At 65.7% G+C, this 23,367-nt stretch carries 16 protein-coding genes; 12 read left to right on the forward strand and 4 right to left on the reverse strand.

The window, feature by feature from the left end:
* Positions 1–45 precede the first annotated feature (45 nt).
* The 7 genes from nudB to U5A57_RS21420 all read left to right on the forward strand — a co-directional run bounded on the left by nudB (position 46) and on the right by U5A57_RS21420 (position 9,342).
* Positions 46–522 carry a dihydroneopterin triphosphate diphosphatase gene (gene nudB, locus U5A57_RS21390; RefSeq protein WP_321913672.1) on the forward strand — a complete coding sequence of 159 codons (477 nt, stop codon included), beginning with the start codon at positions 46–48 and terminating at the stop codon, positions 520–522.
* Between the two features lie 7 nt (positions 523–529).
* On the forward strand, positions 530–1,918 hold the full coding sequence (locus U5A57_RS21395) for a phospholipase D-like domain-containing protein (RefSeq protein WP_415765335.1): 1,389 nt from the start codon (positions 530–532) through the stop codon (positions 1,916–1,918).
* A 246-nt stretch (positions 1,919–2,164) separates the two neighbouring features.
* Positions 2,165–2,764 (forward strand): TetR/AcrR family transcriptional regulator, encoded by a 600-nt coding sequence (locus U5A57_RS21400; protein ID WP_158758626.1) that lies wholly within the window; start codon positions 2,165–2,167, stop codon positions 2,762–2,764.
* Positions 2,765–2,833: 69 nt separating this feature from the next.
* Positions 2,834–4,621, forward strand: a complete 1,788-nt coding sequence (locus U5A57_RS21405) for an acyl-CoA dehydrogenase C-terminal domain-containing protein (RefSeq protein ID WP_321913673.1) — start codon at positions 2,834–2,836, stop codon at positions 4,619–4,621.
* A gap of 141 nt (positions 4,622–4,762) precedes the next feature.
* A complete protein-coding gene (locus U5A57_RS21410; protein ID WP_321913674.1) occupies positions 4,763–7,204 on the forward strand; it encodes a 3-hydroxyacyl-CoA dehydrogenase/enoyl-CoA hydratase family protein in 2,442 nt (813 codons plus the stop codon).
* 34 nt (positions 7,205–7,238) lie between these two features.
* On the forward strand, positions 7,239–8,438 hold the full coding sequence (locus U5A57_RS21415) for an acetyl-CoA C-acyltransferase (RefSeq protein WP_321913675.1): 1,200 nt from the start codon (positions 7,239–7,241) through the stop codon (positions 8,436–8,438).
* A 133-nt stretch (positions 8,439–8,571) separates the two neighbouring features.
* The gene (locus tag U5A57_RS21420) at positions 8,572–9,342 is read left to right on the forward strand and encodes an enoyl-CoA hydratase (protein WP_321913676.1); all 771 of its coding nucleotides are present in this window, start codon (positions 8,572–8,574) and stop codon (positions 9,340–9,342) included.
* 25 nt (positions 9,343–9,367) lie between these two features.
* Here U5A57_RS21420 and fdhD read toward each other — a convergent pair whose 3' ends face one another.
* Entirely contained in the window at positions 9,368–10,225 is an 858-nt protein-coding gene (fdhD, locus tag U5A57_RS21425; RefSeq protein ID WP_321913677.1) for a formate dehydrogenase accessory sulfurtransferase FdhD, read from the reverse strand.
* Between the two features lie 149 nt (positions 10,226–10,374).
* On the opposite strand from fdhD, the gene U5A57_RS21430 reads away from it, so the two are divergent.
* Together U5A57_RS21430 and U5A57_RS21435 are read left to right on the forward strand one after the other, a co-directional pair.
* On the forward strand, positions 10,375–10,857 hold the full coding sequence (locus U5A57_RS21430) for a nitrate reductase associated protein (protein ID WP_321913678.1): 483 nt from the start codon (positions 10,375–10,377) through the stop codon (positions 10,855–10,857).
* A 287-nt stretch (positions 10,858–11,144) separates the two neighbouring features.
* The gene (locus tag U5A57_RS21435) at positions 11,145–14,747 is read left to right on the forward strand and encodes an EAL domain-containing protein (RefSeq protein ID WP_321913679.1); all 3,603 of its coding nucleotides are present in this window, start codon (positions 11,145–11,147) and stop codon (positions 14,745–14,747) included.
* A 27-nt stretch (positions 14,748–14,774) separates the two neighbouring features.
* Here the strand turns inward: U5A57_RS21435 and U5A57_RS21440 are convergent, their stop codons facing one another.
* A complete protein-coding gene (locus tag U5A57_RS21440; protein ID WP_158758619.1) occupies positions 14,775–15,170 on the reverse strand; it encodes an acyl-CoA thioesterase in 396 nt (131 codons plus the stop codon).
* 301 nt (positions 15,171–15,471) lie between these two features.
* Between U5A57_RS21440 and U5A57_RS21445 the strand changes: the two genes are divergently transcribed.
* On the forward strand, positions 15,472–17,370 hold the full coding sequence (locus U5A57_RS21445; protein ID WP_321913680.1) for an ABC transporter ATP-binding protein/permease: 1,899 nt from the start codon (positions 15,472–15,474) through the stop codon (positions 17,368–17,370).
* 30 nt (positions 17,371–17,400) lie between these two features.
* Here the strand turns inward: U5A57_RS21445 and murU are convergent, their stop codons facing one another.
* Positions 17,401–18,111: an N-acetylmuramate alpha-1-phosphate uridylyltransferase MurU gene (gene murU, locus U5A57_RS21450; protein WP_321913824.1), complete on the reverse strand. Its 711-nt coding sequence runs from the start codon at positions 18,109–18,111 to the stop codon at positions 17,401–17,403.
* A 62-nt stretch (positions 18,112–18,173) separates the two neighbouring features.
* Positions 18,174–19,247, reverse strand: a complete 1,074-nt coding sequence (locus U5A57_RS21455; RefSeq protein ID WP_321913681.1) for an aminoglycoside phosphotransferase family protein — start codon at positions 19,245–19,247, stop codon at positions 18,174–18,176.
* A gap of 246 nt (positions 19,248–19,493) precedes the next feature.
* On the opposite strand from U5A57_RS21455, the gene U5A57_RS21460 reads away from it, so the two are divergent.
* On the forward strand, positions 19,494–21,878 hold the full coding sequence (locus U5A57_RS21460; protein ID WP_321913682.1) for an LPS-assembly protein LptD: 2,385 nt from the start codon (positions 19,494–19,496) through the stop codon (positions 21,876–21,878).
* Between the two features lie 101 nt (positions 21,879–21,979).
* Positions 21,980–23,347 carry a peptidylprolyl isomerase gene (locus tag U5A57_RS21465; RefSeq protein WP_321913683.1) on the forward strand — a complete coding sequence of 456 codons (1,368 nt, stop codon included), beginning with the start codon at positions 21,980–21,982 and terminating at the stop codon, positions 23,345–23,347.
* Positions 23,348–23,367 lie beyond the last annotated feature (20 nt).

Here is a 23,367-nt window from a genome sequence, read left to right on the forward strand (position 1 = left end):
GCGCCGCAAGCGCGCAGTGCGCGTTCCTCCCCACGCTCCATCGCCATGCAGAAGCCGCCGAAGATTCCGGAATCCGTACTCGTCGTCATCCATACGCCGCAACTGGAGGTCCTGATCATCGAACGCGCCGACCGGCCCGGTTTCTGGCAGTCGGTCACCGGTTCCAAGGACCGGCTCGACGAACCGTTCGCCGAAACCGCCGTGCGGGAGGTGGGCGAAGAAACGGGGATTGCTGTCGGCGCGGCGGGCGTTCCGCACTCGGCGCTGCTCGACTGGCGTCACGAGATCGAGTACGAGATCTATCCTGTCTGGCGCCATCGCTACGCGCCCGGCGTCACGCGCAACACGGAGCACTGGTTCAGCCTGGAAGTGCCCGCGGGCACAGTCGTCACGCTCGCGCCGCGCGAACATACGGCTTATGTGTGGCTGCCTTACGAGCAGGCGGCGGCGAAGTGTTTCTCGTGGTCGAACCGCGAGGCCATTCTGCAACTGCCCGAGCGGCTAGGCGAGGGTCGCGGGTGAGCCCAACATGAGCGAGACCAGTACCGATCCCGGCATTGAATCGCAGCGCGTGGTGAGGCTGCGCGAGGCGCTGCTTGGCCGGCGCTATCGTTCACGCTATCGCTTCACGAGCGGCAACGACGTGCGCCTGTTTGGCTCGAGCGCCGAACTGTTCGGCGCGATGATCGAACGCATCGACGCCGCCGCGCGCGACGTTGCGCTCGAAACCTACATCTTCTGCGACGACGACATCGGTCGCGCGCTCTCCGACGCGCTCATACGCGCGGCGGCGCGCGGCGTGCGCGTGCGCGTCATCACCGACGGCATTGGCTCGCCGCGCATTGCGCTGTTCGAGACCTGGCCTGGCGCCGGCGTGGAGCATCGCGTCTACAACCCGCATATCTTCGGGCGCTTCGGTTTTTCGCGCACGCACCGCAAGCTTTGTGTGATCGACGACCAGTTCGCGTATTGCGGCGGCATCAACGTGATCGACGACTTCGAGCAGGACGGCCACAAGCTGCCGTATTCGCGCTGGGATTTCGCCGTCGAACTGCACGGCCCCGTGGTCGTGGATGTGCGCCTTGCGATCGAGCAGCAGTGGCGGCGGATCCGGCTCGGGTACCGGCCGCCGCTGCCCCAGCAGGTTTCGCCCGGCGTGCCCGCGAGCGCGGGCTTCATGTCGCCGCATCCCACCGGCCATACGATCGGGCGCCCCACGCAGATCGTCGACGACGCGCTGCGCGCGCTCGCGCCCACCGTGGACTCGCCGCGGGCGAAGCGCTTCTTCACGCGGCTGCGTGAGCGTCTGCGCGCGAGCGTGCGCGATCCACGCACGGCGCAAGTGCCCTGCGTGGCGTTCGTCGCGCGCGACAACGTGGTCAACCGGCGCGCCATCGAAAAGGCTTATCTCGACGCCATCGGCGAGGCGCGCAAGGAAGTGCTGCTCGCCAATCCGTATTTCATGCCGGGCCGGCGGTTGCGGCGCGCGCTGGTGAGCGCCGCGGAACGCGGCGTGGCCGTCAAGCTTTTGGTCGGACGAAAAGAATTCAAGGTGCTCGACTACGGGGTGCCGTTCCTCTATCACCAGTTGCTCAGCGCGGGCGTGCAGATTGCGGAGTACGAGAAAACGATGCTCCACGGCAAAGTGGCCGTCGTCGATTCGAGCTGGGGCACCGTGGGTTCCTCGAACCTCGATGCGCTGAGCCTCGTGCTCAACAACGAGGCCAACGTGCTGCTCGTGCAGCATCCGCAGATCGAACAGCTGCGCGGCGAGATACTCACGGCATTCGGCGATGCCGCGCAGATCGACCGCGCGCGCTACGAGGCGCGGCCGTGGCACGTGCGCGCCGTGAACTGGCTTGCGTGGGCGTTCTATCGTGCCCTCATGAAGCTCATTACGGTGGGCGGCTACGACTAGAACGAGAAAGCCGCCTGCCATACGAATCCGCGCACGTGCAATCGAGAGAATGTCGGCTTGCGCGCGGCGCACGAACCCCCAAAATTAGAGTACCGGTTAGAAATCGGTTTCTAATAAAGTCCTTGTTTCGCGGACGGCTGTCCTCAACAATAGTACGGCCGTTCGATTTAATTCAGGCCTTGATGTAAGCAGTTGACGAGCAATTGACGGCAACATCGCGGCCACATCGTTACGGTAAAGAAAGCTATGCGAAAAGGCGAACAGACACGAGCCGCCATTCTGGATGCAGCACTCGACCTCGCAGGACGCGATGGCCTGGAAGGCCTGACCATCGGCCTGCTCGCCGAGCGCATGCAGATGAGCAAGAGTGGCGTCTTCGCTCACTTCGGGTCTCGGGAAGACCTGCAGGTCGAGGTGGTGCGCGAGTACCACCGTCGATTCGAGGAAGAAGTCTTCTTTCCGAGTTTGCGCGAGCCACGCGGTTTGCCGCGTCTGCGTGCGATGCTGTCGCGATGGTTCGAGAAGCGCATTCACGAAGTCACGACCGGCTGCATCTACATTAGCGGCGCCGTCGAGTACGACGACCGCGCCGACAGCCAGGTGCGCGAACAGCTCGTGGCGAGCGTGACGATGTGGCGCGCAGCGCTCCTGAGGGCCATTTCGCAGGCAATTGAAGAAGGCCATTTGCGCAAGGAGACCGATCCCGCGCTGATGCTCTTCGAACTGTATAGCGTGACGCTCGGCCTGCATCATGACGGCCGCTTCCTGCATCTGCCGGACGCGGTCGAGCATACGTGGGCCGCGTTCGAGAAGCTGATTGTTTCGTATCAGAGCGAGACCCAGTAGCGCCCAGACCGCAACACGAAGTCGCGGCGGCGCGCGTGGGACCCGTAGCTCAAATTTTGGAGAGAAGACATGGGACAGTACACCGCGCCGCTGCGCGACATGCAGTTCGTGCTGCACGAACTGCTGAACGTGGAAGGCGAAGTGAAGCAGATGCCGAAGCACGCCGACCTCGACGCCGACACCATCAACCAGGTGCTCGAAGAAGCCGGCAAATTCTGCTCCGAGGTGCTGTTTCCGCTGAACCAGGTCGGCGACCGTGAAGGCTGCACCTACGCCGGCGACGGCGTGGTCACCACGCCCACTGGTTTCAAGGAAGCGTACAAGCAATATGTCGAGGCCGGCTGGCCGGCGCTCGGCTGCGATCCCGATTACGGCGGCCAGGGTCTGCCCGCGTTCGTGAACAACGCGCTCTACGAAATGCTGAACTCGGCGAACCAGGCGTGGACCATGTATCCGGGTCTCTCGCATGGCGCATACGAGTGTCTGCATGCGCACGGCACGCCCGAACTGCAGAAGGCTTATCTGCCGAAGCTCGTCGAAGGCGTTTGGACCGGCACGATGTGCCTGACCGAACCGCACTGCGGCACCGACCTCGGCATCCTGCGCACGAAGGCCGAGCCGAACGGCGACGGCTCGTATGCGATCACCGGCACGAAGATCTTCATCTCGAGCGGTGAGCACGACATGGCCGAGAACATCATCCACCTCGTGCTCGCGCGCCTGCCGGACGCGCCGCCGGGAACCAAGGGCATCTCGCTCTTCGTCGTGCCGAAGTTCATCCCCACGGCCGCGGGCGAAGTCGGTGAGCGCAATGGCATCAAGTGCGGCTCGATCGAGCACAAGATGGGCATTCACGGCAACGCGACCTGCGTGATGAATCTCGACGGCGCGAAGGGCTGGCTCGTTGGCGAGCCGAACAAGGGCTTGAACGCCATGTTCGTGATGATGAACGCCGCGCGCCTGGGCGTGGGCATGCAAGGCCTTGGCCTGACCGAAGTCGCTTACCAGAACTCGCTCACGTACGCGAAAGAGCGCCTGCAGATGCGCGCGCTGACCGGCCCGAAGGCGCCCGAAAAGGCCGCCGACCCGATCATCGTGCATCCGGACGTGCGCCGCATGCTGCTCACGCAAAAGGCCTGGGCCGAAGGCGCGCGCGCGTTCACGTACTGGTCGGCGCTGCAAATCGACAAGGAACTTTCGCACGCTGACGAAACCGAGCGCAAGGAAGCCGCCGATCTCGTCGCGCTGCTCACGCCGATCATCAAGGCCTTCCTCACCGACAACGCCTTCGAGAGCACCAACCTCGGCATGCAGGTCTACGGCGGCCACGGCTTCATCTCGGAGTGGGGCATGGAGCAGTACGTGCGCGACGCGCGTATCAACCAGATCTACGAAGGCACGAACACGATCCAGTCGCTCGACCTGCTGGGCCGCAAGGTGCTCGGCGACATGGGCGCGAAGCTCAAGAAGTTCGGCAAGCTCGTGACGGAGTTCGTCGAAGCCGAAGGCATCAAGCCGGAAATGCAGGAGTTCGTGAACCCGCTCGCCGACATCGGCGACAAGGTGCAGAAGCTCACGATGGAAATCGGCATGAAGGCGATGCAGAACCCCGACGAAGTCGGCGCCGCTGCCGTGCCGTACCTGCGTACGGCGGGCCACCTCGTGTTCGCGTACTTCTGGGCGCGCATGGCGCGCATCGCGCTCGACAAGGAAAGCTCGGGCGATCCGTTCTACAAGTCGAAGCTGGCCACGGCGCGTTTCTACTTCGCGAAGCTCCTGCCCGAAACGGCCACCGCGATCCGCCAGGCGCGCGCGGGTTCGAAGACGCTGATGGAAGTCGACGAAGCGTTGTTCTAAAAGCCAACGGGCGCGTGCTTTGCAAAGGCGCGCGCCCGCTCAACACGATGTCCAGAGGCGGCGCCCGCTCGGTTACCCGTTGAGGCACGCCGCCCTCACACCTCAATCCGCTCGACATTGCATACCCGCTGGAGGAACAACGTGAGCAACCTCAATATTCGCAAGGTGGCCGTGCTCGGCGCCGGCGTGATGGGCGCGCAGATCGCCGCGCACCTGATCAACGCCCGCGTGCCCGTGCTGCTGTTCGATTTGCCCGCGAAGGAAGGCCCGAAAAACGCCATCGCGCTCAAGGCAATCGAGACGCTCAAGAAGCTCTCGCCCGCGCCGTTCGGCGTGAAGGACGACGCGCAATACATCACGCCCGCGAACTACGAAGACGACATCGCCAAGCTCGCGGAATGCGACGTGGTGATCGAAGCGATCGCCGAGCGCATGGACTGGAAGCACGACCTCTACAAGAAGGTCGCGCCGCACATCGCTCCGAACGCGATCTTCGCGACCAACACCTCGGGCCTTTCCATCACCGAACTCTCGCATGGCTTCGACGATGCGTTGAAGGCGCGCTTCTGCGGCGTGCACTTCTTCAACCCGCCGCGCTACATGCACCTCGTCGAGCTGATCCCGACCGCGCAGACGAAGCCCGAAATTCTCGACCAGCTCGAATCGTTCCTGACGAGCGTGGTGGGCAAGGGCGTGGTGCGCGCGAAGGACACGCCGAACTTCATCGCGAACCGCGTGGGCGTGTTCTCGATCCTCGCGGTGATCGCCGAGGCGAAGAAGTTCGGACTGCGTTTCGACGAAGTCGATGACCTCACGGGCTCGCGCCTTGGCCGCGCGAAGTCGGCGACGTTCCGCACGGCGGACGTCGTGGGCCTCGACACGATGGCGCACGTCATCAAGACGATGCAGGACAACCTGAAGGACGATCCGTTCTTCCCGGTGTACGAAACGCCGGCGGTGCTCGCGGGGCTCGTAGCGAAGGGCGCGCTCGGCCAGAAAACGGGCGGTGGCTTCTATCGCAAGGAAGGCCGTGCGATCAAGGTGCTCGACGCGAATACGGGCGAGTACGTCGACGGCGGCGCCAAGGCCGACGAGCTGGTGGGCCGTATCCTCAAGCGCCCGCCCGCAGAACGTCTGAAGCTGCTGCGCGAAACGCAGCACCCGCAAGCGCAGTTCCTGTGGTCGATTTTCCGCGACGTGTTCCACTACATCGGCGTGCATCTGCAGTCGATCGCGGACAATGCGCGCGATATCGATCTCGCGATCCGCTGGGGCTTCGGCTGGAACGAAGGCCCGTTCGAAGGCTGGCAGGCCGCTGGCTGGAAGCAGGTGGCCGAGTGGGTGAAGGAAGACATCGATGCAGGCAAGGCGCTGTCGAATGCGCCGCTGCCCGCCTGGGTGTTCGAAGGTCCGGTCGCCGCGAACGGCGGCGTGCACGGCGCGGACGGCTCGTGGTCGCCCGCCGAAGCGCGCTTCGTGCCGCGCTCGAATCTGCCGGTGTACGAGCGCCAGGTGTTCCGTGCGGCGCTGTTCGGTGAAACGAATGCACGCGACCCGAAGACCTACGGCAAGACGTTGTTCGAGAACGAAAACCTGCGCGCCTGGGTGGACGACCGCGCGGGCGAGGACGACGTCGTCATCGTCTCGTACAAGAGCAAGATGAACACGATGGGCCCGGGCCTGCTCGACTCGCTCGTGAAGGCCATCGACATTGCCGAAGACGGCTACAAGGGCCTCGTGATCTGGCAACCGACGTCGCTGAAGCTCGGCGCGCCGGGCGGCCCGTTCTCGGCTGGCGCGAACCTCGAAGAGGCCATGCCCGCGTTCATGATGGGCGGCGCGAAAGGTATCGAGCCGTTCGTGAAGAAGTTCCAGGACACGATGCTGCGCGTGAAGTACGCGAACGTGCCGGTCATCACGGCGGTGTCGGGCATCGCGCTCGGCGGCGGCTGCGAAATCATGCTGCAGAGCGCGAAGCGTGTGGCGCACATCGAGAGCTATGTCGGCCTCGTGGAAGTGGGCGTGGGCCTCGTGCCCGCCGGCGGCGGCCTGAAGGAAGCGGCGATTCGCGCCGCAGAAGGCGCGCAGGCGATCGGCGCGGTGCCGAGCGATCTGCTCCGCTTCCTGCAGAAGTCGTTCGAAAACGCCGCGATGGCGAAGGTCTCGGCCTCGGCGCACGAAGCACGCGCAATGGGCTATCTGAAGCCTTCGGACACGATCGTCTTCAACGTGTTCGAACTGCTCGACACGGCGAAGAAGGAAGCGCGCGCGCTGAGCGCGGCGGGCTACCGTGCGCCGCTGCGCGCCACGCAGATTCCGGTGGCGGGCCGCTCGGCGATCTCGACCATCAAGGCGTCGCTCGTGAACATGCGCGACGGCCGCTTCATCAGCGATCACGACTTCCTGATCGCGAGCCGCATCGCGGAAGCGGTGTGCGGCGGCGACGTCGAGGCAGGCAGCCTCGTCGACGAAGAATGGCTGCTCAAGCTCGAGCGCCGCGCCTTCGTCGAACTGCTCGGCACGCAGAAGACGCAGGAACGCATCATGGGCATGCTGCAAACCGGCAAGCCGGTGCGCAACTAAGCGGCACGACGCACACCAGATACTGGAGTAAGAGATGAGCAAACAGTTGCAGGACGCCTACATCGTCGCCGCGAGCCGCACTCCCATCGGCAAGGCGCCGCGCGGCGTGTTCAAGAACACCCGCCCGGACGAGCTGCTCGTTCACGCAATCAAGTCGGCCGTGGCGCAGGTGCCCGGGCTCGACACGAGCGTGATCGAAGACGCGATCGTCGGCTGCGCGATTCCGGAGGCCGAGCAAGGCCTGAACGTGGCGCGTATCGGCGCGCTGCTCGCGGGGCTGCCGCAGAGCGTGGGCGGCGTGACCGTCAACCGCTTCTGCGCGTCGGGTCTCACGGCGCTCGCCATGGCCGCCGACCGCATCCGCGTGGGCGAATCCGACGCGATGATCGCGGGCGGCTGCGAGTCGATGAGCATGGTGCCGATGATGGGCAACAAGCCGTCGCTCTCGCCGCATATCTTCGATCGCAATGAAGACATCGGCATTGCTTACGGCATGGGCCTGACCGCCGAGAAGGTCGCGGAGCGCTGGAAGGTGAGCCGCGAGGCGCAGGACGCGTTCTCGGTCGAATCGCATCGCCGCGCGCTCGCCGCGCAGCAAGCGGGCGAGTTCAAGGACGAGATCGCGCCGTACACGATCGTCGAGCGCTTCCCGGATCTCGCTTCGGGCGAAGTGAAGGTGAAGGAACGTTTGATCGAGCTGGACGAAGGCCCGCGTGGCGACACCACGCTCGAAGGCCTCGCGAAGCTGCGCGCGGTGTTCGCGAACAAGGGCTCGGTCACGGCCGGCAACAGCTCGCAGACTTCGGACGGCGCGGGCGCGCTGATCGTCGTCTCCGAGAAGATCCTCAAGCAGTTCAACCTCACGCCGCTTGCGCGCTTCGTGAGCTTCGCGGTGCGCGGCGTGCCGCCGGAGATCATGGGCATCGGTCCGAAGGAAGCGATTCCGGCGGCGCTGAAGGCCGCGGGCCTGAAGCAGGACGATCTCGACTGGATCGAGCTGAACGAAGCGTTTGCCGCGCAGTCGCTGGCGGTGATCCAGGACCTCGGCCTCGATCCTTCGAAGATCAATCCGCTCGGTGGCGCGATTGCACTCGGCCACCCGCTCGGCGCGACGGGCGCGATTCGCGCCTCGACGGTCGTGCACGGCCTGCGCCGCCGCAACTACAAGTACGGCATGGTCACGATGTGCGTTGGCACCGGCATGGGCGCGGCGGGCATCATCGAGCGGCTGTAAGCACGACTAGCGCTCAGGCGTTATCGACACGGTTCGCAGACTTCACGGTTTGCGGACCGTTTTTCGTATCAGACCAGGTGGGACTGGAGTCAGCGCTGAAGCGCCAACTCCGGTCGACAGAGGAGACATTCGTATGAGCAACGAAATTCTCGTAGCACGCGAAAACGGCGTGCTCACGATCACCATCGACCGGCCCGCGCGCAAGAACGCGCTCACGCCCGCGATGTATCAGGCGATCGCCGACGCGCTCACCGGTGCGAACGAGGACGCCTCGGTGCGCGCGGTGCTGCTGGGCGGCCACGCCGAGATCTTCACGGCCGGCAACGACATCGAAGACTTCCTGAAGAGCCCGCCCGCCGGCGCCGATTCCCCCGTGATCCGCTTTCTCGACGCCATCTCGACGTTCGACAAGCCGATCGTCGCGGCGGTGAAGGGGCCGGCGATCGGTGTCGGCACGACGCTGCTGCTGCATTGCGACATCGTCTACGCCGCCGACAATGCGCGCTTCGCCGTGCCGTTCGCGCAACTGGGGCTGTGCCCCGAGGCGGCTTCGTCGCTCTTGCTGCCGCGCATCGCGGGCTATCAGGGCGCGGCGGAAAAGCTGCTGCTCGGCGAGACCTTCGACGCGGCCGAAGCGCATCGCATGGGGTTCGTGAACCGTGTGCTGCCGGCCGCCGAGCTCGACGCGTTCGTCGCCGGGCAACTGGCGAAGCTCGTGGCGCTGCCCGCGTCGTCGCTGCGCGTGACGAAGTCGCTCATGAAGCGCGCGAGCGACCACGAGATCAAGACGCGCATGAGCGAAGAGTTCGTGCACTTCGGCAAGATGCTGCTCGCGCCCGAAGCGCGCGAGGCGTTCACGGCGTTCCTCGAAAAGCGCAAGCCGGATTTCCGGCAGTTCGATTGAGCCGCGAGCGCAAGCTCAGGTTGAATCAGGCCGTTTCGTAATCGACATAGCCGGACTCGCGGCAAAAACTCACGAGCCGCAGTCCGGCACGCTTCGCAATGGCGATCGCAAGCGAAGAAGGCGCCGAGATCGTCGCGACCATCGGAATGCCCACGCGCGCGGCTTTGCGCACCAGTTCGTAGCTTGCGCGGCTGGAGAGGAAGACGAAGCCCTGCTGCGTGTCGGCGCGCTCCATCACGAGCTGGCCGATGAGTTTGTCGAGCGCGTTGTGGCGCCCCACGTCCTCGAAGGCGCGCAGGATCGCGCCGGTTTCGTCGCACCACGCGGCCGCGTGCAAGCCGCCGGTGAGCTTCGTGAGCGCCTGGTGCTGCGGCAGTTCGCGTGCGGCGCGCGCGATGGCGTCCGGCGCCAGGCGCGCGGCGAAGCCGGTGTCGGGCACCTGCTCGGGCTCGAGATCGAGCAAGTCGATGCTCTCGATGCCGCACACGCCGCAGCCGCTGCGCCCGGCGAGCGCGCGGCGCTTTTCCTTGAGTTCGACGAATGCCTGCTGCACGACCGTGAGATGAACCTCGGCATGCGGCAAATCCGCCTCGTCGTGCCAGTACACCTCGATGTCCTGAATGTCGGCGTTGCGCCCGACAATGCCTTCTGAGATCGCGAAGCCCACGGCGAACGCTTCGAGGTCGCGCGGCGTGCACATCATGACCGCGTGCGAAATGCCATTGAAGACGAGCGCGACGGGCCATTCCTGGCCAACGTGGTCCTCACGCGTTTCTACCGTGCCGCCACGGTGCCGGTGCACGCGCAACTCGATGGCGCCGGGCTGGCCATCGGATTCCAGGGGATTCGTCGCCGCGATCTGCGAGCGGGTTGGGGTATTCAAGCGCAAAACTCCATCAGTCCTTGTGCGGCGCGGCACCGCAGCGCCGCCAGGGGACAGCGCAGCCGCGCCGCGCGCGGAAGGTTCTAAAATACCTCAAGCGGGCCGCGCGCGCTTGCCTGCGCCTTTGCCCGCCTCGCGAGGATACCGTCATGGCATTGAACGAAGCTCCGCTGCTTTTCCGGTTCGAGGTCGAGTCGTCCGAAAACCTCACCTATATCCCGATGTGCGTGCGCTTCAACCTGGATCGCTTTGGTCTGCGCATCTCTCTCGCGCAATGGCAGTTGCTGCCCTACGAGGACCGCCGGCTGCTGGCATGTTTCCCCGTCGATGAAGACACGCAGATCGAGCCCAATTTCGACCACGCGCTCTTCGAGATGATGCGCACGCATGCGAACGTCGAGCCCGAATGGTTCGCGCCCGAAGAAGCGCCGGCCTGGCGCGACGTGAACACAGTGCCGGGCGGCATTGCGCTTCAGTCCGAGCTTGCCAGCCTGCAAGCACCCGGCCTCGAAGACTGGGCGCAGCTCGACCCGTTCCAGCGCTATGTGCTTGCGAAGCTCGCGCGCAAGCCCGAGAGCAATCACGACTTCGCGCCGGCGATGCGCGAGTTCGGGCTGGCGGTGCCGCGGTGATTTTCCGGCGCTGATTTCCCGCCAATCCTGCCCACCAGCGGGTCAGTGCCGCTTCTTGTTCGCTTCCAGGCGGACAAATAGCCGATCCATACCCGATTCCTGTTAGCCGCGGCCGCCTTGCGCGCGCCGTCGCGCGTCGTTTTCCGCCTCTTTCTCCCCGTTTGCCCTCAAGACAAGGCCGGCCCTGCCGTTATTTCGGGTTGGCGCGTCAGGCGCCGACCGGTCGCGCGCAGTCGTGACCCATCATCCCGCGCTCACGGCGCGGGTGCGAACGACGCTCGGCATTCATGAACCTTCTTTTTTCGAAGCGCCAACTTATCAATCTGGCCGTCGTTGCGGCGGCCGTGGGCGCGAACGCTTTTGTCGCGTGGACGCAGATCGACGGTCAGCGCCAGATCGACCTGCGCGCGAGCCAGGCGGCGACGATCCGTCACGACCTCGACCGCTATCGCGATGCCCTTGGCAGCGGTGTGAGCGCGCTGGGCCGCTTCGCGGTGCAGGGCGAGCCGGAGTCGGCGGCCGCGCACGATGCGCGCGCCGTCATGCTCGACGAAACCGGCCGCGCACTGCGCGCGGAGCTGGCCGGCAATGCCGACCTCGCCGCCCGTTTCGATGCGTTGGCGGCGCAGGCCACTGCCATTGCGGGCGAGATCGACGTGACGCTCGCGCGCGCCGAGCAGCGCGTTGCCGACGAGCGCGGACAGGCTGCGGCGAACGGGACCGTGCCAGCGGCGGCGGCTCCGGCTGACGGCGCGGCCAACCAGGAATTCGGCACGGCAATGCCAGCCGATGCCGCACGTTCGCCCGCAGCGCCATGGGAATCGCGCGAGGCGCCCGCACGCAATGGCGCCGCCGCGAAAGCGGTTCAACCCGCGAACGCCGCAGACGCGCGCATGGCCGGCCATGTCGTGACCGGCACCATCTTGCCGCTGCACGCCGCGGCGGATGTGGCGGCGCGCGCCGTGACGCTCGATACGCTCACCGCGGCGCCGCTCGGCGCGAGCGTCGCGGCAAATATCGCAGCAAACGGCGTGGCAAATATCGCGGCAAGCAGCACCCAAAATCCCGTCACAGCGACCGCCGCGCCGCCTGCTGCGGCAACACCTCCAACCGCCGCTGTGCCCACAGCAGTACTCACGGCCAGTGTCGAAGCGCCGTCGCCTGCCACTGCCGCGTGGCTCGCCGGCGAATACATCCGCGTCGACAACCTCGTGGACCAGCTCGACGCCCGGCTCGCGGCGCTGCAACGCGCAGAGGATCTGGCGCTCGCCGCCGCGCTCGCCGACTCGGCGCGCTCGGGCGGCCGCGCCCTGTTGCTGCTGATCGTGACGATGCTCGCGGGTGGGACGCTGCTCATCTACACGTTCGGCGCGCGCGAAAGCGCCGCCCGCGAGAAGCTGCGCGCCGTGAGCGGCATGCGCCTGCGCAGCGAGCGCTTTCAGGGGCTGTTCGACGCGCACCCGGTGCCGATGTACGTGTTCGACCGCGAGACGCTGCGCTTTCTCGCCGTGAATAGCGCCGCGATCCAGCAATACGGCTACAGCGAGGAGGAGTTCCTCGCGATGACGATCCGCGACATCCGTCCCGCCGAGGACGTCTCGCGGCTCGAGCAACATCTCACGCGCTCGGACATGCTCACGCAGAACGTGCGCATGATGGCCGGCATCTGGCACCATCGCCGCCGCGACGGCTCGATCATCAGCGCCGACATCTCGCATCACTCGCTCACCTTCCTCGGCCGCGACGCCGTGTTCGTGCTCGCCGACGACGTCACCGAGCAGATCAAGGCCGAGGCGGAGGCGCAGCGCTCGAACCAGATGCTCGAGTCGGTGATCGACAACATCCCGCAGCGCATCTTCTGGAAGGACGCGCAATCGCGCTATCTCGGCTGCAACATGACGTTCGCGCGCGACGCGGGCCTCGCTTACCCCGAGCAGATCATCGGCAAGTCCGACGAAGACCTGCCGTGGCGCGCCTACGCCGACGACATGCGCGAACAGGATCGCGAGGTGATCGAGTCGGGCCTGCCGCGCATCAACTTCGAGGACGACCACACGATCGACGGCCTGCACCGCACGACGCTCACGAGCAAGCTGCCGCTGCTCGATGGCGACGGCCGCGTGATCGGCGTGCTCGGCTCGTACTCGGACACCACGGAAAGCAAGCGCGCCGACCTCGCGCTGCGCCTGCAAAGCCGCGCGCTCGACGCGTGCGTGAACGCCATTCTCATCACCGCGCCGGGTCCGGGCGGCAGCAATCTGATCGAGTACGCGAATCCTGCGTTTCGCCGCATCACGGGCTTCGATCCGGCCGAGGTGGTTGGCCAGGACTGCCGTTTCCTGCAACGCGACGACCGCGATCAGGACGGCCTCATCGCGGTGCGCAAGGCGCTGCTGTCCAATCGCGAAGTGAGCGCCGTGCTGCGCAACTACCGCAAAGACGGCGCGCTCTTCTGGAACCAGCTGCTGATCGCGCCGGTGCCCGATCTCGATGGCCGCATCACGCATCACATCGGCATCATCAACGACGTGACCGAGCTGATCCGCTATCAGGAGCAGCTCGAATACCAGGCGAACTACGACAGCCTCACGCTGCTGCCCAACCGCAACCTGCTGCGCGACCGGCTTCAGCACGCGCTGCTCGCGGCGCAGCGGCACGACACGGGCGTGGCCGTGGTGTTCATCGACCTCGACGGTTTCAAGAACGTCAACGACAGTCTCGGCCACAGCGTGGGCGACCGTCTGCTCGGCGTGGTGGCCGAGCGGCTTCAGCGTTGCACGCGCACGACCGACACGGTCGCGCGCCACGGCGGCGACGAGTTCGTGATCGTGCTCACCGACACCATCGACGAAAAGTCGCTGATCGGCTGGATGGAGCGGGCGCGCGCGCTGATCTCGGAGCCGGTGTGGATCGACGGCACCGAACTGTACGTAGGCTGCAGCATGGGCGCGAGCGTGTTCCCGCAGGACGGCAACGACGCCGAAACGCTCATGAAGAAGGCCGACGTCGCGATGTACCGCGCGAAGGACATGGGCCGCAACACGTTCCAGTTCTTCCAGCCGGAGATGAACGCGAATGTGGGTGCGCGCCTGAATCTCGAGCGGCGCCTGCGCCGCGCGCTGCGCGACAGCGAATTCCTGCTCCACTACCAGCCGCAGGTGGAGATCGAGGGCGGCCGCGTCGTCGGCATGGAGGCGCTCGTGCGCTGGCGCGACCCGGAGGTTGGGCTTGTGTCGCCTGCGCAGTTCATTCCCGTGGCGGAAGAAAGCGGCCTGATCGGCCCGCTCTCCGACTGGGTGCTACGTGAGGCGTGCCGCCAGAACCGGGCGTGGCAACTCGCGGGGTTGCCGCCCGTGCGCGTTTCCGTGAACTTCTCGGCGAAGACGTTCCACCAGCGCGACATTGCGCAGCTCGTGAAGGACGTGCTGCAGGAAACCGGGCTGGAAGCCTGCTGGCTCGAAATCGAGCTGACCGAGAGCACGCTCATGCGCAACGCGGAAGAAGCCGTGTCGATGTTGAACGAGCTGCACGCGCTCGGCATCGGCATTGCCATCGACGATTTCGGCACCGGCTATTCGAGCCTGAGCTACCTGAAGCGGCTGCCGGTGGACCGGCTCAAGATCGACCGCTCGTTCGTGGCCGACATCGGCACGAGCAGCGACGACGAAACGATCACGGCGGCCATCATCGCGCTTGCGCACGAGCTGCAGTTGCAGGTGATCGCGGAAGGGGTGGAGACGTCGGCGCAATTCGCCTTCTTGCGTGATCGCGCGTGCGACGAGCTGCAGGGTTACTTCTTCGCGCCGCCGCTACCCGGCGACGAGGCCGCGGCGCTGTTGCGCGCGAGCGCAACGTACGAGGAAGCGCCGGGGCTGGCGTGGACGGGCTAAGCCCGGCGCAGCGGCCGGGCGCGAGCGTTATTCAATCGGCGGCAGCTGGCGCGGGCGGCGGTCCGTGCCGGTCGCAACATAGGTGAGCGTGGCTTCCGTCACCTTCACGACTTCCTCCTGGAGGCGCATACGCTGCGCGTACACCTCGACCTCGACGGTCACCGAGGTGTTGCCGGTCTTGACGATGTCGGCGTAGAAACTCAGCAGGTCGCCCACGAACACCGGTTGCTTGAACACGAACGAGTTCACCGCGACGGTCGCAACGCGTCCATTGGCGCGGCGGCTCGCTGGAATCGAACCGGCAATGTCGACCTGCGCCATGATCCAGCCGCCGAAGACGTCGCCGTGAACGTTGGCGTCCGAGGGTTGCGGCACGACGCGCAGCGCGGGCGATTTTTGGGGGAGCGGGAAGGAGTCGGTCATCGGGCTTCCATGAAAAGGGATCGAACGGCGGACAGCATTGCGGCGCAGGCTGGAGGCAAGCGGGGCGCGCCCGGCGTGGCGTGCTCAGCGGCGCGCGCCGCCTTCTGCGACAATACGTTGATCAGGAATTGTACGGGAAAGCATAAGGTGCGGCGGGCGGGTCGATTAGAGCCTTCCACCTTCGCGAAACCCGTCGCCGATTACCCCACAAGACTCGCCGTGCCGCTTGCGCCGCGCCAGGCTCCGGTTGCTGAACCGGCTTTCGCGCGCCGCATTGCGCACGTTTCTCGCTGCTCGCCCCATGCGCCGCTTTCCCGCTTCCAACGAACCCGCACTGCCCGCCACCGGGCCGCGCAACGACTGGCAGACGATCGTTTCGCTGCTGCCTTACCTCACCGCCTACAAATGGCGCGTGGCGTTCGCGCTCACCTGCCTGATCGGCGCGAAAGTGGCCAACCTCGGCGTGCCGATCGTGATGAAACACATCGTCGACGGTCTCGCTTCCGTGCACCAGCTCACCGCGCTCGGTCGCGCGGAGCACGCGCCAGGCATCGTGCTCGCGGGCGGCGTCGGGTTGCTCGTGGTGGCTTACGCCATCGTGCGCCTCTCGACATCGCTCTTCACCGAGCTGCGCGAAATCCTGTTTTCGAAAGTGACCGAGAGCGCCGTGCGCCAGCTCGCGCTCAAGGTGTTCCGCCATCTGCATGCGCTCTCGCTGCGCTTTCATCTCGAGCGGCAAACCGGCGGCATGTCGCGCGACATCGAGCGCGGCACGCGTGGCATCACGCAGCTCATTTCCTACTCGCTCTACAGCATCCTGCCGACGCTCGTGGAAGTGGGTCTCGTGCTCGGCTTCTTCGTCGTGAAGTACGAGGCTTATTACGCGATCGTCACGCTCATCGCGCTCGTTGCGTACATCGTGTTCACGGTGAAGGTGACCGAGTGGCGCACGCACTATCGCCGCACGATGAACGAGCTCGATTCGCGCGCCAACGCGCGTGCGATCGACTCGCTTATCAACTACGAGACGGTGAAGTACTTCGGCAACGAAGAGTGGGAGACGAAGCGCTACGACGAGAACCTGCATCGCTACCGCAAGGCCGCGATCAAGTCGCAGCACTCGCTTTCCGCGCTCAACTTCGGGCAGCAGGCGATCATCGGCACGGGGCTCGTATTCATTCTCTGGCGCGCCACACAAGGCGTGATGGCGGGGCGCCTCACGCTCGGCGACCTCGTGCTCATCAACACGTTCATGCTGCAGCTCTACATTCCGCTGAATTTTCTCGGCGTGGTGTATCGCGAGCTCAAGCAAAGCCTCACCGACATGGACCGCATGTTCACGCTGCTCACCGTCGAGCGCGAAGTGGCCGACGTGCCCGGCGCACAGGCGCTTGCGGTGCGCGGTGGCGAGGTGCGCTTTTCGCACGTGAACTTCGCGTATGAGCCGTCGCGTCAGATTCTGCACGACCTGAGCTTCACGATTGCGGCGGGCACGACCACGGCCGTGGTTGGGCATAGCGGATCGGGCAAGTCCACGCTCGCGCGGCTCCTGTTCCGCTTCTACGATCTCGACCGCATGAGCAGTGGCGCGATCACCATCGACGGCCAGGATATCCGCGACGTCACGCAGGATTCGCTGCGTGCTTCGATCGGCATCGTGCCGCAGGACACGGTGCTGTTCAACGACTCGATCTACTACAACATCGCCTATGGCCGCCCGACGGCGAGCCGCGAGGAAGTGATCGCAGCGGCGCGCGCGGCGCATATTCACGCGTTCATCGAAAGTCTGCCCAAGGGCTACGACACGCCTGTGGGCGAGCGCGGCCTCAAGCTTTCGGGCGGCGAGAAGCAGCGCGTGGCGATCGCGCGCACGCTGCTCAAGAATCCGCCCATTTTGCTGTTCGACGAGGCGACGTCGGCGCTCGACTCGCGCTCGGAACGGGCCATCCAGCACGAGCTCGACCAGATCGCGCGCGAGCGCACGACGCTCGTCATTGCGCACCGGCTCTCGACCGTCGTGCACGCGCAGCAGATCATCGTGATGGATCACGGGCGCATCGTCGAGCGCGGCACGCATGCGGAACTGCTGCGCGCGGGCGGACACTATGCGCAGATGTGGGCGCTCCAGCAGCAGAAGGCGGGCGATGTGCCGCAGTCAGAAGCTGGGCAAGTGGAGTTGCCGGCGGCGGGCGGAAACTGAAGCGCTCCGCGCGCCGGCGTTTGCAGGTTTTTAGCCGGGTTGCGCGTGAGTCGACGTGCGCAGCGCGGCGTCGAGCGCTTCGAGCTGCGCGGGCGTGCCGACGTTTTCCCAAACGCCTTCGTACAGTTCGCCGCTCACGCGTCCTCGCGCGATGGACTCGCGATAGTACGGTGTAAGCGCGCGCTTCGTGCCCGGCGCGAGATCGCGGAACATGCGCGTGTCGTAGAGGCCGATATTGCCGAACGTGTAGCGCGGGGCGCCTTCGAGCGCGAGCCGGCCGTCAGCGTTCAGTGCGAAGTCGCCCTTCGGGTGGAACGGCGGGTTCGGCACCATCACGAGATGCATGCCCGGCTGCGCTTGCGCCGCGAGCGCTTGCGCGTGCGGGTTCAGGCGCGAGAAATCGTAGGCGCTGTAGACGTCGCCGCTCACCGCGAGAAACACCTCGGGCGTGCCGTTCGACTCGATCAGCGGCAGCGCCTGTGCAATGCCGCCCGCCGTTTCGAGCGCGTCGTGCTCGGGCGAATAGTGGAGCGTCACGCCAAAGCGCGCGCCGTCGCCGAGCGCGGCTTCGATCTGCGCGCCGAGCCAGGCGTGGTTGATGACGATGCGCGTGTAGCCCGCCGCGGCGAGCCGCTCGATCTGCCACACGACCAGCGGTTTGCCGCCCACGGCCAGCAGCGGCTTCGGGCAGGTGTCGGTGAGCGGACGCATGCGCTCGCCGCGTCCGGCGGCGAAGATCATGGCGGTTCGGCCGTGGCGCGCCTTGTCCCGCGTGTGATTCGTTTGGGTCATGACGGCCCGTTTCAGAAGGTGTAGGCGACTTCGACGGCGCTGCCCTGCAGTTCGTCGATGAGCCGTGCGAACGGCACGAGCGGGCGGTAGCGGTGCGCGACCTTGCTCGCGTAGTTGAGAAAGCGCGGCAGGTCTGCCATGTAATGCGGTTTGCTGTCGCGATAGTTGATGCGGCAGAAGAGGCCCAGCACCTTGATGTGGCGCTGCAGGCCCATCCACTCGAGCTGGCGGTAGAACTCGCCGAAGTCGGCGTCGACCGGCAGTCCCGCCTTCTTGGCGCGCTCCCAGTAGTGCGCGAAGCAGTCGAGCTCGAACTCTTCGTCCCAGCTCAGGAACGCGTCGCGCAACAGCGAGACGACGTCGTAGGTGATCGGGCCATACACCGCGTCCTGGAAGTCGAGCACGCCGGGGTTGGGCGTGGCGATCATCAGGTTGCGGGGCATGAAGTCGCGCAGCATGTAGCTTTGCGACTGTGCGCGGGCGCTTGCCACGAGCAGCGCGAAGGTGCGATCGAGCACGCCGCGCGTGGCTTCGTCCACCTTGCGGCCCAGATGGCGCTCCAGATACCACTCGGGCATCAGCTCCATCTCGCGGCGCATGAAGGATTCGTCGAAGTCCGGCAGTACACCCGGCCGCGAGCTCGACTGCCAGCGGATCAACGCTTCGATGGCGTCGCGCATCAACTCGCGCGAGCGCGTGCCGGGGCCGGCTTCCTGCAGCGCTTTCAGGTAGGGCGCGGTGCCGAGATCGGTCACGAGCATGAAGCCCGCGTCGAAATCGACTTCGAGCACGCGCGGCACGTGGACGCCGGCGGCCTCGAGCATCTGCGCGATCTGGGCGAATTCGCGGCTTTTTTCGGGCGGCGGGGCGTCGACGGCGATCAGCGTCGCACCGTGCGCGCCCGCGCTAGCGAGCCGGAAATAGCGCCGAAAGCTCGCGTCCGCCGAGGCGGGGGCGAGCGTTGCGAGGTCGAGGGCGTACTGCCCGGCGTGGCTGCCGAGCCAGGCGGCGAGCAGGTCGCGGCGAGTGTCGGTCGCGGATGCGGCAGGTGAGTCGGCGGGAGAATGCGCGGCGGAAAAGGTCATGAAAGCCAGAGGCAAAATCAGTGGATCAACGTCTTGCCATATAATACCCCACGACTTTTTTGACGCGACTCGCGCCAAAGCCCGCATGACGGTTCGCTCGCCGCATTCATCGTCGCTCCAGGGTTCGATGAATTGTAATTAATTGTTTGCAGCCCGGCCTCGATCCGGTTTATCGGGAGGCGGGTGCCCAGGCGGGCCACCATCAAGCAGAGGGCAGGCGGCCGGGCCGATTCGCCAAAACCATACATGCCGCCCAGACAGTTTTTCCAGACGATCTCCCCTAGTGACGACGGCGTGCCGGGCAAGCGGCGGCTCATCGCGGCACTCCTGGCCGTACCGGGTCTGGTGCCCGCGCTCGCGCACGCCCAGCTCGCGGGCGCGGCCGCGCAGCCCCAGCAGCTGGACGGCCCGTGGAGCCTGCGGCTCGCGCCGCAACTCGAGGATCACCCCAACGCGACGGGCCAGCACCCGGCAACGTTCGTGCTCGGCGATTCGACGACCGGCACGATCGACACCGACCTCGCAGTGAAGGGCGCCGCGGAACTGCGCCAGGGCACGAACGTGGTGAAGGGCGACGCCCTGCACTACGACCAGGACACCGACATGGCCAATGCGTACGGCAATGTCGTGGTCGTGCAGAACGGCACGACGTTCACGGGCCCCGAGGCGCATTTGAAGGTCGAGGCGAACGAGGGCTTCATGCCCGCGCCGAAGTACCACTTCACGCTTACGGGCGGCTCGGGCAGCGCCGCGCGCGCCGACCTGCTGGACAGCGAGCGCTCGGTGCTCACGACCGGCACCTACACCGCGTGCCACTGCTCGACCAATCCGGCCTGGTACATCAAGGGCAGCGAGTTCGATTTCGACACCGGCAGCGACGAGGGCGTCGCGCACAACGCCGTGCTGTTCTTCCAGGACGTGCCGATCTTCGCGAGCCCGTGGCTGTCGTTCCCGCTTACGGGCGACCGCCGCAGCGGCCTGTTGCCGCCCACGTTCTCGGTCAGCTCGACGAACGGCTACGAAATCTCGCTGCCGTATTACTTCAACATCGCGCCGAACCGCGACTTCACGTTCACGCCGGAAATCATCTCGAAGCGTGGCGTGTTCCTGCAGGGCAACTACCGGTATCTCTCGACGAATTACTCGGGATCGATCACCGGCACCTTCCTGCCGGACGACGCGATCACGAAGACGAACCGCTACGCGCTGTTCATCCAGCACAACCAGAACTTCGGCAACGGGTTCGGCGGGTACGTCTATTACAACAAGGTCTCGGACAACACCTATCCGTCGGACCTGTCGTCGCCGGCCAACCAGTTCCTGAACGGTACGCAGACGCTGTACCAGCAGGAAGCCGGCCTCACGTACAACAACGGACCGTGGTCCGTGCTCGGCCGCTACCAGCACTGGCAGGCGGTCGAGTCGTCGACGCCGCCGTACGGCCGCGAGCCGCAGTTGAACGTGAAGTACGCAAAGTACAACGTCGGCGGCTTCGACTACGGCATGGAAGCCGACTATTCGCGCTTCCGCATCACGGAAGACAACGCGACCGAAGGCGACCGCGTCGTCTTCAATCCGTACCTGTCGTATTCCTTGATGGGGCCGGGTTACTTCGTCACGCCGAAGGTTCAGTGGCACTTCGCGTCGTACAACCTGAGCAACATCGGCCCGGCGGGCACGACCTTCGGTTCGCCCGTCGGCACGCCGAAGAGCTTCACCGAATCGATCCCGACCTTCAGCTTCGACACGGGCCTCGTGTTCGACCGCTCGGTCCACCTGTTCGGCCAGGACTACATCCAGACGCTGGAACCGCGCCTGTACTACGTGTACACGCCGTACCACAACCAGCAGTTCGCGCCCCTTTTCGATACCGCGGAGTCGGACTTCGGCCTCGCGGAAATCTTCACGCCGAACACCTTCGTCGGCAACGACCGGATTGCCGACGCGAACCGCATTACGGCCGCGCTCACCACGCGCTTCATCGACCCGGCTTCGGGCGACGAGCGCGCGCGCTTCGTGATTGCGCAGCAGTACTACTTCCAGGATCAGCGCGTCACGTTGAACTCCGGCGAAAGCACGAGTCAGGCGACGCATTCGGACCTGATTGCGGGTGCTGCGCTGAAAATCGGGGCTGGTTTCGCTTCGGAAACGGCGTTCCAATATAATGCCGACAACAACCAGCTCACGAAGGCGAGCATCGGTTTCGGGTACAGCCCGGGAACGAGCCGCGTGCTGAACGTGGCCTACCGCTACACGCGGGCGAACACCACGCTGGACTTCCAGCCGATCAATCAGGTTCTGATCTCGGCTCAATGGCCGTTCTCGCACCGGGTGTACGCCGTGGGCCGCTTCAACTACGATCTGAACGGCCATCGGATCGTCGACGGCCTGGTCGGCATGCAGTACGACGCCGACTGCTGGGTGCTCGGGATCGGCCTGCAGCGATACGCGAACGGGCTCAATACGTCGGGTACGCCGAATTCGTCAACGCGGTTTCTCGCGCAGCTCACGCTCAAGGGACTCTCGAACGTCGACAACGGGCTGGTGGCGGCGTTCAGGACGGCAGTGCCGGGGTACACGCAGCTGCCGGCCCAGTCGCCGCCGGATTCGCGCTTCACTGATTATCAATAACGCGTGATCCGGAGCGCATTGTTTGCACAAGGCGCCTCGGGGCAACGCGGTGTCGGTTGCATAGAGACGGGCGAAGCGTGCCCGCCAACATTGGAGTATCTGTGGGAATCATGAAAAAGCTTCGCCTGGCAGCGTACGCTGCGAGTCTCTTCGCCGTCGCAGGCGTGTTGCCGGCCGCGCCGGCGCAAGCTCAAGGTCTCCCGGCCGGCAACGGCCAGACGGTCGACACGATCGCCGCAGTCGTCAATGACGGCGTGATCACGCAGCGCGAGCTAGACAGCCGCGCCGAACTCATTTCGCATCGCCTTCAGCAGCAAAACGCGCCGGTTCCGCCCGCGGACCAGTTGCGCGCGCAGGTGCTCAACCAGATGGTGCTCGAGCGCATCCAGCTCCAGAAGGCCAAGGAAGACGGCATCACTGTCGACGACGCCTCCGTGCAACGCACGCTCGAGCGTCTTGCGCAGGCCAACGGCATGGATCTCGCCACCTATCGCGCGCGCATCGAGGCGGCCGGCGTGCCCTGGACCACGTTCATGAAGGACGCGCGCACCGAACTCACGCTCTCGAAGCTGCGCGAGAAGGAAGTGGACAGCAAGGTCACGGTGTCCGACGCCGAAGTCGCGAACTACATCGCGAGCCAGCGCGGACCGAACGCAGGCCAGTCGAGCGATCTGCACTTCCAGCACATTTTCATCAAGGCGCCGCTGAACGCCTCGGAAACCGACATCGAAGCCGCGCAGGCGAAGGCCAACGCGCTGCTCAAGGAAGCCCAGTCGGGTAGCAAGTTCGAGAGCCTCGCGAAGTCGAATTCGCAGGCGAGCGACGCAAGCAAGGGCGGCGACATGGGCTTTCTGCAGCAGTCGAAGCTGCCGCCCGAGTTCGTGACGGCCGCTTCCACCCTGCGTCCGGGCGAAGTGAACCCCACGGTGATCCGCACCAACGACGGCTTTGAAATCGTCCGCCTCGTCGAGCGCCGCCAGGGCCAGGGCACCGCCGCCGACGCGCCCAAGCTCGTGCAAACGCACGTGCGCCACATCCTGCTGCGTGTGGGCGACGGCATGTCCGAACCCCAGGCGCGCCAGAAGCTGCTTGAAATCCGCCAGGAAATTGCGGCGGGCGGCGACTTCGCCAAGTTCGCGCGCACTTACTCGCAGGACGGCTCGGCCTCGCAGGGCGGCGACCTCGGCTGGATCAGCCCGGGCGAAACCGTGCCTGAATTCGAGCGCGCCATGAATACGCTGCAGGACGGCCAGTTGAGCGAGCCGATTCGCACCGAGTACGGCTACCACTTGATCCAGGTGCTGGGCCGCCGCGACGCCGAAGGCTCGATCGCGCAGCAAATGGAACTCGCGCGCCAGGCCATCGGGCAGCGCAAGGCGGAGCAGGCTTACGCCGACTGGCTGCGGCAGCTGCGCGACAGCGCCTACGTCAGCTACAAGATCGCGGGCATGACGCCGCCGCACAACTAAGCAGTCACCCAGGGATCGAG

It is taken from the genome of Paraburkholderia sp. J11-2 (assembly GCF_905220185.1).
GTDB lineage: Bacteria > Pseudomonadota > Gammaproteobacteria > Burkholderiales > Burkholderiaceae > Paraburkholderia.

What these genes read in the sequence shown, in the direction of transcription:
- nudB (WP_321913672.1), top strand. Translation starts at nt 46, where the DNA reads ATGCAGAAGCCGCCGAAGATTCCGGAATCCGTACTCGTCGTCATCCAT.
- U5A57_RS21395 (WP_415765335.1), top strand. Translation starts at nt 530, where the DNA reads ATGAGCGAGACCAGTACCGATCCCGGCATTGAATCGCAGCGCGTGGTG.
- U5A57_RS21400 (WP_158758626.1), top strand. Translation starts at nt 2,165, where the DNA reads ATGCGAAAAGGCGAACAGACACGAGCCGCCATTCTGGATGCAGCACTC.
- U5A57_RS21405 (WP_321913673.1), top strand. Translation starts at nt 2,834, where the DNA reads ATGGGACAGTACACCGCGCCGCTGCGCGACATGCAGTTCGTGCTGCAC.
- U5A57_RS21415 (WP_321913675.1), top strand. Translation starts at nt 7,239, where the DNA reads ATGAGCAAACAGTTGCAGGACGCCTACATCGTCGCCGCGAGCCGCACT.
- U5A57_RS21420 (WP_321913676.1), top strand. Translation starts at nt 8,572, where the DNA reads ATGAGCAACGAAATTCTCGTAGCACGCGAAAACGGCGTGCTCACGATC.
- U5A57_RS21430 (WP_321913678.1), top strand. Translation starts at nt 10,375, where the DNA reads ATGGCATTGAACGAAGCTCCGCTGCTTTTCCGGTTCGAGGTCGAGTCG.
- U5A57_RS21435 (WP_321913679.1), top strand. Translation starts at nt 11,145, where the DNA reads ATGAACCTTCTTTTTTCGAAGCGCCAACTTATCAATCTGGCCGTCGTT.
- U5A57_RS21440 (WP_158758619.1), bottom strand. Translation starts at nt 15,170, where the DNA reads ATGACCGACTCCTTCCCGCTCCCCCAAAAATCGCCCGCGCTGCGCGTC.
- U5A57_RS21445 (WP_321913680.1), top strand. Translation starts at nt 15,472, where the DNA reads ATGCGCCGCTTTCCCGCTTCCAACGAACCCGCACTGCCCGCCACCGGG.
- murU (WP_321913824.1), bottom strand. Translation starts at nt 18,111, where the DNA reads ATGATCTTCGCCGCCGGACGCGGCGAGCGCATGCGTCCGCTCACCGAC.
- U5A57_RS21455 (WP_321913681.1), bottom strand. Translation starts at nt 19,247, where the DNA reads ATGACCTTTTCCGCCGCGCATTCTCCCGCCGACTCACCTGCCGCATCC.
- U5A57_RS21460 (WP_321913682.1), top strand. Translation starts at nt 19,494, where the DNA reads ATGCCGCCCAGACAGTTTTTCCAGACGATCTCCCCTAGTGACGACGGC.